We start from the raw sequence: 15114 nt of genomic DNA, 5'->3' as shown, positions 1-15114 counted from the left end.
CACGTTTTTTATCAAAGTTGTCTTACTCTATAGCGAGATAACCTGCGTCAGAAAAATACTGCTGTCCAGCAGGCGAGCGCAGATAGTTTGAAAAATCGGTCGCGGCAGTAGTGTCACTAATCACCAACCCGTCTTGCAAAATAGGAGGATAAGCGTCTGGCGCTAACGTATAGAACTGCTCAGGCGTGGCTTTAATCGCTGTCAGTTGTGATTGAGCGACAAAGCCATAATCGACATTACCAGTGTGCGCATATTGAAACGCTTGCCCGATATTTTCAGCTTGAATAATGCGACTTTGCTCAGTGAGAGTGTCAAAGATATTTTGTGATTGCAGGTACGCTTGCGCCGACTTACCATAAGGGGCAAGTTCTGGATTGGCAATGGTGATTTTGCTATCAGATTCAGACATCAATAATGCATTTAAAGTAGTAGTATTGAGTCCTTTAAGGGATTTGTTAACACTATAAAGTGCCAGCTGGCCTTGGGTATAAGTAAAGGACTCGTGGGTTGCTTCGTCAGCAGATTTTGCGTTATCTAGTTTTTCTTTGGCAAGCTTGGCAGGAAATTCTTGATTGGCGGATAAAAATATATCATAAGGTGCGCCAGAGGTAATCTGCGCATATAACTTACCTGAAGAGGCATAAGTCACGTCAATTGCTTGTGCAGGCGGGGTTTTATCCGCTTGATAAGCAGCAATAATTTCAGGCAATACATCTGATAAGTTGGCAGCCGCTGCGATGCGCAGTGTTTGACTTTGCTCAGTGGCGTTGTCGGTATCTGATTGAACAAGCTCAGCGGTTTGCTCTTTGCTACAAGCGGTTAGCGTTAACGCTAAGCAAGCTGATGATATGGTTATTAGTTTAATCATTATTATAAAACCTTCTTATTATTGCTCGCCAGTGTCGCTCACTGTTATTGCTAAAGGTTAGCTATCGCTTTGAGTAGTCATTTGAAGCGCATTATTACCCATTATTACTAAGCCATTTAGAGGAATCATCTTGGTAATATTCTTGCTTCCAAACGGGAATGTCGGCTTTAATAGTATCCAATATCCAGCGACACGCATCAAAGGCAGGATAGCGATGGGCAGAAACCACGCCAACCCAAATAGCGACATCACCAATCTCTAATGCACCGATACGATGGATGGCAATGGCATGGGTAATCTCAAAGCGCTTTTTGGCTTCTTCAATAATGGCGCGACCTTGATTGATGGCAAGATCTTCGTAGCCATAATAGGTCAAACGATTGACGCTACTGGCATTATTATGATTGCGTACCCGTCCTTCAAAGCAGACAAACGCGCCGCAACTGTCATTATCAAGGGTGCTTTTAAGACGACTTTCATCAATATCGGTATCTAACAGCGCAAAACCATCACGTTCAGCGATGAGGTACGCCTCATCAATGGTACGTTTAATGCTCATCGATTGACCGTGTACATTGTCTGTCATATACATTTTCTCTTATTGTTTTTAAGATTCTTAGTGATACAAATGATATTTAAATGGTTTTAACCACCAGCCACTGGCGTGATAAAAACAACACTATCACCCTCATAAATCTCATCTGTCCACTTAGCAAAGTAATCATTTACTGCCACACGTAACTCCGACTGCGGACGACTAAAGCGATGCTTTTGGCTCAGCTGTTCATACAGTTCGGTCAATGAAGTTGACTGTGGCACAGTGACTGTTTCTTCATGACAATTGGCTTCATCAGCTAAGCTAGCGAAATATAAGACGTTAATATTCATCGTGGTGTCTAACTTAGAATTTGTATTGCTTTCTATTAAAGTGCTCATAGCAATCTCCCTTATTTCTGAACTGCTTATTAACAGTTTAATTTTATAGTTTTCAAATTACTTTCAGGCATGTTGATAATCGGACTTACCGCCGGTTTTTTTCATTAAATGAATATTATCAATCACAATGTCATGCGAGATGGCTTTGGTCATGTCATAAATGGTCAAGCAAGCGACACTGACGGCGGTTAATGCTTCCATTTCTACCCCAGTTTTATGAGTAACTTTAACCGTGGCAGTCACAGTAATGCTATGGTTTGCATCATCGTATGCAAAGCTTAAGCTGATTTTATCTAAGGGCAAAGGATGGCAAAGTGGAATCAAGTCGTGGGTGCGTTTGGCTGCCATGATACCGGCAATATGAGCAGTCTGAGTGATGCTACCTTTTTTGGTCATACCGTCGGCGGCTTTGATTTGCGTATAAATGTCTGCGGGAAAAACTACTTGTCCGCTTGCATGTGCTTCTCTAGTGCTAGCCGTTTTGCCACTCACATCGACCATGGTGATATCACCGTCGCTGTCTAAATGGGATAAGCCAGATTGGTTGCTTGGTTGCTTGGTTGCTTGCTTACTGTTTTTTTGACTGTTGCTATTCATTTTCATTTCTCTTAAATGGTCAGTTTTTCTGAAAGCTAGTTTCTCTCAATAAACCTTTTTATAAGTCGTTTAAAGCTAAACAGGCATGCTCAAAATCTTTAGGCGTATTAAAATTGGTCAGATACTGCCAGTTTTTTGCGAAAGGGACGGGCTGCACAATTGGCTGAATAAACTTCATCACTTGCCGCTGTCCATCGTCAATATAATCCTTCAAATTAGGTTCAATACTTAAACGATATAAACCTAACAATGGATATAAATTACTGTCATCTGTTAGGCAAATAACAGTTTTATCAGAATTGTTCGTCATATAAGGTTGCAGTTTTTGCCATAAATCTGTGACAGGAATTAAGCTGTCACAGCTGATAACCGTTAACCAAGATATATGTGGGCTTGTGTCTGTCGTTAATTCTATTGAGCTTGTTACAGATTGCAGTGCTGACTCAATCGCTACCAACGCGCCGCCTGTTTCAATCGGCTTGTCATCATTGCTTGACAGAATATTGTTAGAAAGATCGTTAGCAGATAGATAATCAGTAATATGAAAGACTGGCGATGGCGAATTCTTAAGCAAATCTGGATTGATGCTAAAGCCGCGTCCATTATCCGCAATCATAATAGGTATATTGCTTATCATCGCAGCACTCAATTCAAGCGCTTGTCTGACATGATAATCAAGTAAACGCTCACCTGTCGGGAGTATCAACTCAGCTTTTGGCGATCCCATACGTTTGGATGCGCCGCCCGCCAAAATAACGATACCTGCTAAGAGATTGCATTTATCTACTTCGATTAATCTATCTGCAACATCGACCATGAATCAATCGTGACCTGGATTGGTGCGCATAAAGTGTGGCACAAAATTACAGGGGCGTGTGCGGCTATCGAGCTGCTCTTGTAAGATACCTTCCCACGCAGTGCGGCAAGCACCTGATGAACCGGGTAGGCAAAAAATACCCGTGCCATTTGCCATACCAGCCACAGCGCGAGATTGGATGGTAGACATGCCGATATCGTCTTTTGAGATTAAGCGGAACATCTCGCCAAAGCCATCGACCGATTTATCAAACAAGACGCCAACCGCCTCTGGCATACTGTCGCGAATATAAAAGCCAGTACCGCCCGTGGTGATAATAGCGTGTACATTAGGGTCGGCAATCCAACCGCTGATGACGGCTCTGATTTTATAAATATCATCAATAATCAGCTGACGATCGGCAAGTTGGTGTCCTGCTGTGGTCAGTTGGTCAACCAAATACTGCCCTGAAGTATCTTCTGCAAGAGTACGACTGTCAGAAACCGTTAAGATGGCGATATTAAGCGGGGTAAAGGGTGCTTGCAGCTTACTCATGAATAATCCTTAATAAATACGCTTGTTATGGAAATAGAAGTTTTTATTATTGATACATTATTGATTTTATCCACCAATCATCGACAAATTATTCATCATGCCGCTGTTTGATTCGTGAAGATAATGATGTTCAGGTTTGATTGGCATAAAGCTATGCAGGGTATTAACAAGTCCTGCGACATCATCTTGTTCCAGATGCTGACGAATATCGTAGTTACCTTGATCAAACAAGCACAAATGAACCTTGCCTTGACTACTGACCCGTAAGCGATTGCAGCTATCACAAAAATGAGCAGCATAAGGGGCAATCATGCCAATACGCCCTTGATAATCTGGATGGCTGTATTCTATCGCTGGTCCATCGTTGCTGCCACGTATGTGAGTTTGCCAGCCATTTTTTAATAAGTAATTGGTAATAATATCGGACTGTGCATGCTGCGCAAAAAATAAATCGCTATTATCACTGGTCTGCATAAATTCAATAAAGCGATAAGTGACCGCTCTGTTTTTAACATAGTCGATGGCATTCATCAAATTTTCAAAGGCAGTCTCAGCCATTAAAATACTGTTTATTTTTAGCTTAATATCTGTGGTCGCAAGTAAGGTATCCATATCAGCCAAGAGCTGCGGCAACATATCAAAGCCAGTCATCTTATGGAAGGTTGCGGCATCAAAGCTGTCCATACTGATATTCAGCTGATTCAACCCAGCGGCTTGCCAGCTAGCTAAGTGCTTACCAAGCTTATAACCATTACTGGTCATGGCAACGGTTTCAATACCTTCGGTGTTTTTGATGGTTTTAATAATATCGACCACATCACGGCGTATAGAGGGTTCACCGCCCGTAATCCTGACTTTTTTAGTACCGACTTCGGCAAATCCGCGGATTAACGTGGCAATTTCAGTGACGCTAAGCTCGTTTTGTGGTGGTTTGCCTTGATAGCCATCTGGCAGGCAATATTCACAGCGGAAATTACAGAAATCAGTAATCGATAGACGCAAATAGGTGAGACGTCGTGCGAAACCATCGGTTAACGGTTGAGAGAGCGTGACCGGAAAATACGTCGACGTGCTAGCAGCTCTCATTGCAACGTTCGATGATGAGTCACCATCAAAAATAACGGGTGCAGCGGCAGGCGAATACAATTGCGCATTACCTAGGGTAGGGGCAAGATGGTTCATAGATGATTACCATTAATATTAAGTATAGTGTGTACTTTTAGGCGTTGCCTCAGGTTGTGAGTGGGAAGTTCTATTTAGGTATGATTATGACAGTTTACACGCAAATAACCATTCACCGTAAGTGACCCAAAAACTACCACTAAAGTAGTAGATGCTACTTGGTTATGATTCTTAAAATCAACATACGCCCCAAGCAGTTTCTCATGATTCATGGCTAATCAACAGTATAAAGAATAATTAACTGTGTAACTCTTTATACCATTGATTAGCCATGCAGCTTTTTAGCTATACCGTTATTAATGATTCAATTATTTAGCTTTTTAGCAATGCAACCAAGGGAAAGGTTGCACTTTTACAGTTTTACCAGCGGCTACATTGCCAGAATCTTGTGCTAGTACAATGAAGCAGTTGGCGTGGCTTAGTTGTTTGATACGGTGCGATTGTTGCTTGATAAAGCTTTCAACTTGGAAATCACCAAGTTCGTTTTGGGACAATATGCCTCTTTGAAAATCCATCCGTCCCGCTGATTTTTTGATATCATTTTTAAGCGTTGCAGTGAGACTTAACTGCATAGGTCGCTCTTGTGGCGCAGCGCCTGCCATTTGCCACAAAGCGGGAATGACAAATTGTAGACTACCAACGATGGTCGATAGCGGATTGCCGGGCAAGCCGAAATATAGCACGGGCTTGGCAAGATCTTTAGTCAGCTCGCCAAAGACAAATGGCTTGCCGGGTTTCATCGCGACTTTATAGTGGTTAATCTGCCCAAGCTGCTCAATAACCGTGGTTAAAAAATCATAGTCGCCAACCGATACCCCAGCCGTAGAGATAAGGACGTCACACTCTTGCATGGCTTGGGTTACGGCTGCGGTGGTTTTATCTAAGTCATCTGGGATAATGCCATAATCACGAATAGTAATGGGTAAATCAGCGAGTAAGCTTTTTAGGGTAGGCGTGTTCGAGTTATAGATTTGCGCCAAACTGGTCAGCTCATTGCCAATGGCAACTAGCTCATCACCTGTTGCGAGTACACCAACGGTTAAAGGCTGATATACCGTCACTTGACCAAAGCCCAAATTAGCCAATAAGCTAATATCAGCAGGATTTAGGCGTTTACCCTTTAATAGAACCGCTTCGCCAACTTCAATTTCTTCGCCTTGTTTACGGATATTGTCATCATGCTTAGCGTCTTGACTGAGGGTAATAGTATAAAGCTGCGATTTATCAATGCGGTCTTTTATGGCGGCAAAGTTGGTGTTTTCTTGCATGATGACCGTATCACAGCTATCAGGAACGACCGCACCGGTAAAGATACGCACCCCTTGTCCTGCTGAAATGTCGCCACTATAAGGACTGCCCGCTTGTGATTCACCCACGATATCAATCGTGCTGTCTGCTGAGAGTAGGCTGTCTTTAGCGATCGCATAACCATCCATCGCCGATAGATTTTGTCTTGGTATGGCAAAAGGCGAGACAATATCTTCTGCCAATATATGATGACGGCTGTCTAATAAATCGTAGCTTTCGACCACTCTTTTGTGTAGCGGATAATCGTTAGTATTATAAGCTTCTATACGCTGCTGTATTTCAGAGATAAGTCCTGCAACCGTAATCATAAACGTCTACTCATTTTATTAATATTGAACTGTGTTATTGATATTGAACGACACATAGCATAAAAAGTGTGTTGTATCACAAGAACCTTTATACCATAGCAGCTACTTTATAACATAAGAATTAAGTGACCGACAGTGGACTGCTTAGCCGCGGAATATATTCTCTTGCTCAAGTGTCATCTCGATACCTTGGATATCAGCCTCATGCGCTAAGGTAAACAAGTAATCGCATAATGATTGGTGAAAGGCTTGTTGGCTCAATTTATTATGGATCGCAGGGCTGACTTGCTCATAAGTCATCTGTACCCCAGGTTCTTTATTGAGCACCTCAACGATGTGAAAACCGTAACGGCTTTCGATAGGGCTTGGTGCAAGTCCTTTATCGAGCTTAAACAATACACCTTCAAATTCTGGTACGGTTTGACCTTTGCTAATCACACCCAGTTCGCCACCTTGCTCTTTTGAAGGGCAAGCAGAATGCTGGCGTGCTAACTGAATAAACTCGGCATCAGGATTGGCATTATTTTTGATTTGTTCGATAAACTCGTACGCGGTCTTTTTGAGCTTTAAGCGCTCATCACCATCTTCAGGCGGGCATGCCAATAAAATATGGCGTACGGTCATAATGGGGTCAGTCTTAAAGTCAGTCATATTCTGCTTATAATAGCGCTCACAGGTTGCCATATCTGGCATCGTTGCTTGAACGTTTTTGTCTATTAAAGTAGAGATAGCTTGCTCTTCGTCGTTTTCCCATACCGCTTCACCAAGGCTTGGCTCATCTAAAACCGCCAATCTCAGTAATTCGCGCACTACTAACGCTTGCGTCGCTAAAAAGACGGCGTCTTCTTTGTTTTCTGCTGGATGATATTGCAGCTCTTGAGCGATATTGGTTCTATCTATCATCACCCCATTGACCGTCACTGAAGGCAGCTCATCACGGCTAGAGGCAATCAGATTTTTATGGTTGCTGCGCTCTTCCGCCATCGCTTTTTCGATGAACTCTTGGTCAGAATGCGGTTTTTGCAAATCAGACAAGGTTGGCATTACTCTAAGAATATCATCACCGCGACCAGTAGGGGTGTGATCGGCATGACTGTGACTGTGACTGTGACTGTGATTGCCATTATCATGGCTGTGATGATTACCACTGTGCACATGAGCGTTTTGGTTGGTCGCATGGTCGGCTGGATTGTAGGTACTGACAGTCATGGCTTTGCTCCACTAAGGATTCTGGTAATAGAAATTCTAAAATATAGGGCGTATTGATTCATCGTTAAAGGTAGGGTAAAGAGCAATATCTAGTTGAGGATAGGGTTAAAAACGCCGTTCCATTTAGATACTGCTCTACAGCCTTACTGAGAGTTCTTTTGTCTGACAATTTGATAGCGACGCCCGAAATACCAAATTGGCGCGCTGATGATATGAATAAGCCGTGTAAACGGAAATATCGCAATCAGGGTGATGCCTAGCGCCATATGCAGCTGATAAATTAAGTCAGTTTGCTCAATGCGCGCCGCTGCCTGCAAAGGTCTTAAGATTGTGATGTCCTGTGCCCATCCTGCCAAATTCATCATGGTATAGCCATCTAAATGCTTCACTGACGTAAAGATGGACAGCAGACCTAAGTTCAGCTGGATAAATAACAGCACCAGTACCAGCTTGTCTGAGAACGATGAGGTGTTTGAGATACGGTCATCGGTAAAGCGTCGCCACATGAGCATGACCAAGCCAAACCAACAAAACACGCCTGCGATACCCCCAACGACCACCGCTAATATCTGCTTATGTCCGGCGCTGATAAATCTGTCATAAAGAAAATGCGGTGTCAACATACCAAATAAATGACCGAGGAGCACCACGATAATGCCAACGTGGAATAAGTTGCTGGCAAGGCGCATGTTTTTGCTTCTGAGCATTTGCGTCGAGCCTGTCTTCCATGAATACTGAGATAAATCAAAACGTACCCAAGTACCAATAATAGCGATGGTCAATGCCACATACGGATAAACGCCAAAAAGGAAAATTTGTAGCCAGTTTAGGTTGGCTAAAGACTGCACACTAGGATCTGCGATATTCATGTCCTTTCTCCTTATTATGATTTAACTGGCTGGTTGGTTTTAAAATCTACCCAGTGCACTGGAGCATCGACCGCATTTGTAGCAGAGGCATTTTTTATACCAGCTTTTGCTGCAAGATTTTGTGTACTTGTTTGTGACGGGCAACGCTCTTCTTGTTGCGCATCTAAAAACGTCACCACTTCTTCTTCCCATTCTTTGTCTAATGCCTCAAAGCTGTCATCACGCTTCTCTTTGCTGATTTTTTCTTGATACTCTTCAACGATATCGAGCGGTTTACCAGCGATTTGCAATAGCGCATTAAAGCAGCCTTTATACAAGCTACCGCGACCCTCTAATCTGGCGGCAAGCAAAGCGAGGATATGGCTAACATCAGCGATATCCATACGAATTTGAATGTCGTCTTCAATAATGGTTGCTTGATAAGCTAAAAATTCGAGATATAAAGGCAGATAATCAGGCAGCTCTTTGACGCTAATCTCAAAGCCAGCTTCCTGATATTGACCCATCAAATCGACCATCGCTTGACCACGGTCGCGCGATTCGCCATGTACATGCTCAAACAACCATAGTGATAAAGAACGCCCGCGCTCAAACAGACCGTCATAACGCGCTTGCGCCTCAAGAGAGCCGGTATCGATTAAATCTTCGATCAAGTCGATGATTTGCGTGCGTACTTCTGGGCTAATCAGCGTTGATCTGGCAACAACCTCTGTGCAATCAGCTAAGGTATCGCCTAAAAACAGCTCATTGCTTGGATAATCGATAAGTAGGCTGAGTACCTTGAGTAGCTTTAAGTCTGAATGGCCGATGGTTGGTTGGGTAATTGGCTCATGCACTAAAGTGCTGTTATTAAGTTGAGTAGTTTGCATCTTATGACTCCCACTTTTGGACAGTATCGATGAAATCGCGGCGATTGGTTTTGCGTTGGCCAAACATACTGTTGTCCGAATGTCCTGAACAGCCTTCGCCAAAGGTGAATCCGCAACCATTACGCTCAGCGAATGCATCACTCAATGCTTCTTCACGATGCGCCGTTGGGATCACAAAGCGATCTTCGTAGTTGGCGATAGCCAAGTAGCGGTACATCTCTTCCACTTGCAGCTTGGTCAAACCCACATCATCCAAAATACTTTGGACTTCTTGTTTTTCAACCAATTGCATACGCTTGTAGCTACGCATAGCAAGTAGGCGTTTCAATGCTAGACGAACTGGCTCTTCATCGCCTGCGGTAAGCATATTTGCTAAATAGCGCAAAGGAATGCGTAAACTGTCGACATCTGGAATCAAACCATCCATACCGACTTTGCCTGCTTCAGCAGCATTTTGAATCGGTGATAATGGCGGCACATACCAAACCATCGGCAGCGTGCGGTATTCAGGATGTAGTGGTAGCGCAAGCTTCCAATCCATCGCTAGCTTATAAACTGGTGAGCGCTGCGCTGAATCAATGACCGATTGCAGTACACCGTCTTTTAATGCTTGGGCGATAACAGCAGGGTCATTTGGATCTAAAAATACGTCTAACTGTGCTTGATAAAGGTCTTGCTCGTTAGGGGTGCTTGCTGCTTCAGCGATTTTGTCCGCGTCATAAAGCAGTACGCCCAAGTAGCGGATACGACCAACACAGGTTTCTGAACAAACGGTCGGTAAGCCGGCTTCGATACGTGGATAACAGAAGATGCATTTTTCGGATTTCCCCGACTTCCAGTTGTAGTAAATCTTTTTATACGGGCAGCCTGAGATACACATGCGCCAGCCGCGACATTTTTCTTGGTCAATCAAGACAATGCCGTCTTCTTCACGCTTATAAATCGCGCCACTTGGGCATGACGCCACGCAAGTTGGGTTCAAGCAATGCTCGCACAGACGTGGCAAATACATCATAAAGGTGTTTTCGTACTCGCCATAAATCTCCGCTTGAATGTTGTCAAAGTTCTTATCTTTGCGACGTTTTTCAAACTCTGAGCCGAGGATTTCTTCCCAGTTAGGACCCCATTCAATCTTTTGCATCCGCTTGCCAGTAATGGCTGAACGCGGACGGGCGATAGGCTGATGGTTGCTGATAGGCGCGGTATGCAGATGCTGATAATCGAAATCAAACGGCTCGTAATAGTCATCAATTTCTGGTAGGTCAGGGTTAGCAAAGATATTAGCCAATACTCTAAATTTACCACCGATACGCGGATTGATAGTGCCGTTGGCATTACGTATCCAACCGCCTTTCCATTTGGTTTGGTTCTCCCACTCTTTGGGATAGCCGATACCAGGTTTTGATTCAACGTTGTTAAACCATGCATACTCCATACCTTCACGGCTGGTCCAGACGTTTTTACAGGTGACTGAGCAGGTGTGACAACCGATACATTTATCAAGGTTAAGCACCATGCCGACTTGCGAACGAATTTTCATGGATCTGTGCTCCAAATAATAGTAAAAAAGCAGCTTTATGTTCTTCCTAGATATCCTGAAATCAGGATATCTTTTCGATAGAAGAAACAGCTTTACCCTTCAATGCTGGTTGGTAATGGACGTGGCAATTCGTTATCTGGCTTATCTTCTAGCCAGTCGATTTTTGACATTTTACGAATCACGACAAACTCATCACGGTTACAACCGACGGTGCCATAGTAGTTAAAGCCATAAGACTGCTGGGCGTAGCTGCCAATCATATGTGTCGGTTTCAAAATCGTCCGAGTGACCGAGTTATGGATACCGCCACGCGTGCCTGTTTGCTCAGAGCCTGGAATGTTGACCAATTTCTCTTGGGCGTGATACATCATGGTCATGCCTTCTTTCACCCTTTGGCTGACGATGGCACGGGCAGTGATTGCCCCATTAGCATTGAACAGCTCAATCCAGTCGTTATCGACGATGCCAGCTTTTTGGGCATCGACTTCTGACATCCAGACACAAGGTCCGCCGCGACTTAGGGTCAGCATCAGCAAGTTTTCAGAGTAGGTACTGTGGATGCCCCATTTTTGGTGCGGTGTTAAGAAGTTCAGTACAATCTCTTTATTGCCATTTGGTTTGGCGTCTTTGAGCAGCTCAGTGGTCTTGGTATCGATAGGTGGACGATACTGCTGCATTTGCTCACCAAACGCCTGCATCCAAGGATGGTCTTGATAAAACTGCTGACGACCAGTAATCGTGCGCCAAGGAATTAGCTCATGGACGTTGGTATAACCGGCGTTATAACTGACCTGATCCGACTCAATACCTGACCACGTTGGGCTTGAGATGATTTTACGTGGCTGCGCAACGATATCTTTAAAGCGGATTTTTTCGTGCTCGCTAGATTTGGCAAGATGAGTATGGTCGCGACCAGTAAATTCAGAGAGTGCAGCCCAGCCTTTTACGGCGACATGACCATTGGTTTCAGGCGCGAGCATCAAAATCATTTCAGAAGCATTGATAGCGGTGTTGAGACTTGGTCGACCTTCAGAAATACCGGGATCAGTCACTCTATGATTTAAATCACCAAGCTGTTTGACCTCGGTTTTCATATCCCAATTCAAGCCTTTTGAGCCATTGCCCAGTTTTTCTAAGGCAGGACCCATAGAAGTGAACTTTTTATAAGTGCTCGGATAGTCACGCTCAACTACTTTAATCATCGGGCAGTTTTTACCCGGTACAGGTTTTTCGCCAGCCGTTTTCCAGTCAGTGCCACCAAATGGCTGTGCCAACTCACCCGGGGTGTCATGTTGCATCGGCAAGGTGACAACGTCAGTTTCAACACCTAAGTGACCTTTTGATACTTCAGAGAAGCTCTTGGCAATGCCTTTATAAATTTCCCAATCAGTCTTAGATTCCCACGCAGGGTCAGTCGCGGCGGTTAATGGGTGAATGAATGGATGCATGTCTGAGGTATTCATGTCATCTTTTTCGTACCACGTTGCAGTCGGTAGCACGATGTCAGAATACAAACAGGTGGAAGACATACGGAAGTCTAATGTGACAACCAAGTCTAATTTACCAGTTGGGCCTTTTTCTACCCAATCGACTTCTTTTGGTTGCAGGTGACCTTCTGCATTTTCTTTATTGAGCAAGCCGTTTTTGGTGCCCAAGAAATAATGCAGCATATATTCATGACCTTTACCGGACGAGCCCAATAAGTTTGAGCGCCAGATAAACATATTGCGCGGGAAGTTGTCAGGATTATCAGGGGATTCACAAGCAAAGCGTAAGCTGCCATCTTGTAGAGAATCGACCACATACTCTTCCACATCTTTGCCGCAATCGGCGGCTTTGGCGGCGATGGTCAGTGGGTTACGATTGAGTTGCGGCGCTGAAGGTAACCAGCCTGCGCGTTCTGCTTGAATGTTGTAATCAAGCATATGCTCAGGGAAAAACTTTTTATCGACGAGAGGCGAGAGTATCTCATGGGCAGAAATGGTCTCATGACGCCACTGTGAGCTGTGATTGTAGAAGAAGCTCGTGCCATTCATATGACGCGGCGGACGATGCCAGTCAAGGGCAAAGGCCAATGGCAACCAACCCGTTTGAGGGCGCAGTTTTTCTTGACCAACATAATGCGCCCAGCCGCCGCCAGATTTGCCGATACAGCCACATAGCATGAGCATGTTAATCACGCCGCGATAGTTCATATCGAGGTGATACCAGTGGTTCATACCCGCGCCGATGATAATCATCGATTTACCATGAGTCTTATGGGCATTTTCAGCGAATTCACGCGCGACTTGAATGACGCGCTCACGGCTTAGACCGGTGATGACTTCTTGCCAAGCAGGGGTGCCCGGTACGGTTGCATCGTTATAGTCGTCGGTGACATGCTCGCCGCCAACACCATTATCCACACCAAGGTTGGCAACGGTTAGATCAAAGACGGTCGCAACGATAGCGGTGCTGCCATCGGCAAGGGTAATGGTTTTACAAGGAACGGTTTTTTGCTGTATCGCTTCGCCCGGTACCGAGGTGAAATGTGGATGATCCACATGACCAAAGTAATCAAAGCCGACTTTGCAGGTCTCATTGCTGTCTTTCAAAGTCAGTGTGAGGTCAATCTCTGTGCCTGTCGTACCATTTTTTTGCTCAAGGTTCCATTTGCCTTTTTCGCCCCAACGATAGCCAATCGAGCCAAGTGGAGAAACCAGTTCACCATCACTATTTAGACCGATGGTCTTCCATTCAGGGTTGTTTTCTTGACCTAAATTATCGATTAAGTCAGAAGCGCGTAGATAGCGACCAGCACGGCGAGCGCCTTCTTCACCTTCTAGCATCACAAGGACTGGTAAATCGGTATAGCGTTTGGCGTAATCTAAGAAATAGTCACTTGGCTGCTTAAGATAAAACTCTTTGATAATGACATGACAGAATGCTTGTGCGACCGCTGCGTCAGTACCTTGTTTTGGGTTTAGCCATAAGTCAGTTAACTTAGAAACCTCAGCATAATCAGGGGTGATGGAGACTGTCTTAGTGCCTTTATAACGAACTTCGGTAAAAAAATGCGCATCAGGTGTACGCGTTTGCGGAACGTTTGAACCCCAGGCAATAATATAGTCAGAGTTGTACCAATCGGCTGATTCTGGCACGTCAGTTTGCTCACCCCAAACCATTGGCGAGGCTGGCGGCAGGTCACAATACCAATCATAGAATGATAAGCAAACACCGCCGATAAGTGATAAATATCGACTACCGGCGGCATAACTGACCATCGACATCGCAGGAATCGGAGAGAAACCAACGATACGGTCAGGACCGAAAGTTTTGGCGGTATAGACATTACTAGCAGCGATAATTTCATTGACTTCTGCCCACGTTGAGCGGATAAAACCACCCAAGCCGCGCTTGGATTTATACTGTTCTGCTTTGATAGGGTCTTGGACAATGCTGCCCCAAGCATCGACAGGATCAGGATACTGCGCTTTGGCTTCACGCCATAATTTTAGAAGCGGCTTACGTACTTTAGGGTATTTCACACGGTTCGCTGAATACATGTACCAGCTGTAGCTTGCGCCACGAGGACAGCCACGCGGTTCGTGGTTTGGTAAGTCTGGACGGGTTTCAGGATAGTCAGTTTGCTGCGTTTCCCATGTGACCAAGCCGTTTTTTACGTAAATTTTCCATGAGCAAGAGCCGGTACAGTTGACCCCATGCGTTGAACGCACGACTTTGTCATACTGCCAACGGCTACGATACACATTTTCCCAGTCACGAGACTCATCGCGCGTCTCACCATGCCCATCGGAGAATTCGCCCTTTTTACGTTTAAAAAAACGGAATTGGTCGAGTAAATGGCTCATTTCGCTATCCTCTGTATTATTGCCTATGGGGTATCTAAAGCTGAATGGCGTGGTAAAAACAACCCTTTGCCCAAGCTGTAAATGTTTTTCGATGGTATTATTTTAAGTAAGCCATCGCCCTCTTGCTATCCGCTAACATGAGCAGAGCACTACCACCTTAGTAGTAGCGGTAAATGATAAAATTTGCTTAAAAAATCGTTAAGTATTTATGAGTCGGGCTTATTTA

Annotated in this window: 13 protein-coding genes; all 13 read right to left on the bottom strand. The window is 44.5% G+C overall.

Annotation, left to right across the window (positions count from 1 at the left end; translation table 11 throughout):
• Positions 1-22: 22 nt before the first annotated feature.
• The 13 genes from modA to AK822_RS10430 all read right to left on the bottom strand — a co-directional run bounded on the left by modA (position 23) and on the right by AK822_RS10430 (position 14888).
• Positions 23-868 carry a molybdate ABC transporter substrate-binding protein gene (modA, locus tag AK822_RS10490; RefSeq protein ID WP_060491604.1) on the bottom strand — a complete coding sequence of 282 codons (846 nt, stop codon included), beginning with the start codon at positions 866-868 and terminating at the stop codon, positions 23-25.
• A gap of 94 nt (positions 869-962) precedes the next feature.
• Positions 963-1454: a molybdenum cofactor biosynthesis protein MoaE gene (locus AK822_RS10485; RefSeq protein ID WP_060491603.1), complete on the bottom strand. Its 492-nt coding sequence runs from the start codon at positions 1452-1454 to the stop codon at positions 963-965.
• Between the two features lie 59 nt (positions 1455-1513).
• Entirely contained in the window at positions 1514-1804 is a 291-nt protein-coding gene (locus AK822_RS10480) for a MoaD/ThiS family protein (protein ID WP_060491602.1), read from the bottom strand.
• 63 nt (positions 1805-1867) lie between these two features.
• Complete coding sequence (moaC, locus tag AK822_RS10475; RefSeq protein ID WP_087945632.1) at positions 1868-2401, bottom strand: cyclic pyranopterin monophosphate synthase MoaC; 534 nt, start codon at positions 2399-2401, stop codon at positions 1868-1870.
• Between the two features lie 58 nt (positions 2402-2459).
• Positions 2460-3218, bottom strand: a complete 759-nt coding sequence (gene mobA / locus AK822_RS10470; RefSeq protein ID WP_060491601.1) for a molybdenum cofactor guanylyltransferase — start codon at positions 3216-3218, stop codon at positions 2460-2462.
• A 3-nt stretch (positions 3219-3221) separates the two neighbouring features.
• The gene (moaB, locus tag AK822_RS10465) at positions 3222-3752 is read right to left on the bottom strand and encodes a molybdenum cofactor biosynthesis protein B (RefSeq protein WP_060491600.1); all 531 of its coding nucleotides are present in this window, start codon (positions 3750-3752) and stop codon (positions 3222-3224) included.
• 66 nt (positions 3753-3818) lie between these two features.
• Positions 3819-4934 (bottom strand): GTP 3',8-cyclase MoaA, encoded by a 1116-nt coding sequence (gene moaA / locus AK822_RS10460; RefSeq protein WP_060491599.1) that lies wholly within the window; start codon positions 4932-4934, stop codon positions 3819-3821.
• 320 nt (positions 4935-5254) lie between these two features.
• Positions 5255-6550, bottom strand: coding sequence for a molybdopterin molybdotransferase MoeA (gene glp / locus AK822_RS10455; RefSeq protein WP_060491598.1), 1296 nt, complete (start codon positions 6548-6550; stop codon positions 5255-5257).
• 144 nt (positions 6551-6694) lie between these two features.
• A complete protein-coding gene (locus AK822_RS10450) occupies positions 6695-7594 on the bottom strand; it encodes a peptidylprolyl isomerase (protein ID WP_060492274.1) in 900 nt (299 codons plus the stop codon).
• 308 nt (positions 7595-7902) lie between these two features.
• Positions 7903-8628, bottom strand: a complete 726-nt coding sequence (narI, locus tag AK822_RS10445; RefSeq protein WP_045447153.1) for a respiratory nitrate reductase subunit gamma — start codon at positions 8626-8628, stop codon at positions 7903-7905.
• 14 nt (positions 8629-8642) lie between these two features.
• Positions 8643-9497, bottom strand: coding sequence for a nitrate reductase molybdenum cofactor assembly chaperone (gene narJ / locus AK822_RS10440; RefSeq protein ID WP_087945630.1), 855 nt, complete (start codon positions 9495-9497; stop codon positions 8643-8645).
• 1 nt (position 9498) lies between these two features.
• On the bottom strand, positions 9499-11037 hold the full coding sequence (gene narH / locus AK822_RS10435) for a nitrate reductase subunit beta (protein ID WP_060491597.1): 1539 nt from the start codon (positions 11035-11037) through the stop codon (positions 9499-9501).
• 92 nt (positions 11038-11129) lie between these two features.
• A complete protein-coding gene (locus tag AK822_RS10430) occupies positions 11130-14888 on the bottom strand; it encodes a nitrate reductase subunit alpha (protein WP_060491596.1) in 3759 nt (1252 codons plus the stop codon).
• Positions 14889-15114 lie beyond the last annotated feature (226 nt).

The organism is Psychrobacter sp. P11F6 (assembly GCF_001435295.1).
Taxonomy (GTDB): domain Bacteria; phylum Pseudomonadota; class Gammaproteobacteria; order Pseudomonadales; family Moraxellaceae; genus Psychrobacter.
Note: the sequence above shows the minus strand (reverse complement) of the source record. Positions and strands in the feature narration are given on the sequence as shown.

What these genes read in the sequence shown, in the direction of transcription:
- narJ (WP_087945630.1), bottom strand. Translation starts at nt 9,497, where the DNA reads ATGCAAACTACTCAACTTAATAACAGCACTTTAGTGCATGAGCCAATT.
- AK822_RS10450 (WP_060492274.1), bottom strand. Translation starts at nt 7,594, where the DNA reads ATGCCAACCTTGTCTGATTTGCAAAAACCGCATTCTGACCAAGAGTTC.
- AK822_RS10485 (WP_060491603.1), bottom strand. Translation starts at nt 1,454, where the DNA reads ATGACAGACAATGTACACGGTCAATCGATGAGCATTAAACGTACCATT.
- modA (WP_060491604.1), bottom strand. Translation starts at nt 868, where the DNA reads ATGATTAAACTAATAACCATATCATCAGCTTGCTTAGCGTTAACGCTA.
- narH (WP_060491597.1), bottom strand. Translation starts at nt 11,037, where the DNA reads ATGAAAATTCGTTCGCAAGTCGGCATGGTGCTTAACCTTGATAAATGT.
- moaC (WP_087945632.1), bottom strand. Translation starts at nt 2,401, where the DNA reads ATGAATAGCAACAGTCAAAAAAACAGTAAGCAAGCAACCAAGCAACCA.
- moaA (WP_060491599.1), bottom strand. Translation starts at nt 4,934, where the DNA reads ATGAACCATCTTGCCCCTACCCTAGGTAATGCGCAATTGTATTCGCCT.
- mobA (WP_060491601.1), bottom strand. Translation starts at nt 3,218, where the DNA reads ATGGTCGATGTTGCAGATAGATTAATCGAAGTAGATAAATGCAATCTC.
- moaB (WP_060491600.1), bottom strand. Translation starts at nt 3,752, where the DNA reads ATGAGTAAGCTGCAAGCACCCTTTACCCCGCTTAATATCGCCATCTTA.
- narI (WP_045447153.1), bottom strand. Translation starts at nt 8,628, where the DNA reads ATGAATATCGCAGATCCTAGTGTGCAGTCTTTAGCCAACCTAAACTGG.
- AK822_RS10480 (WP_060491602.1), bottom strand. Translation starts at nt 1,804, where the DNA reads ATGAGCACTTTAATAGAAAGCAATACAAATTCTAAGTTAGACACCACG.
- AK822_RS10430 (WP_060491596.1), bottom strand. Translation starts at nt 14,888, where the DNA reads ATGAGCCATTTACTCGACCAATTCCGTTTTTTTAAACGTAAAAAGGGC.
- glp (WP_060491598.1), bottom strand. Translation starts at nt 6,550, where the DNA reads ATGATTACGGTTGCAGGACTTATCTCTGAAATACAGCAGCGTATAGAA.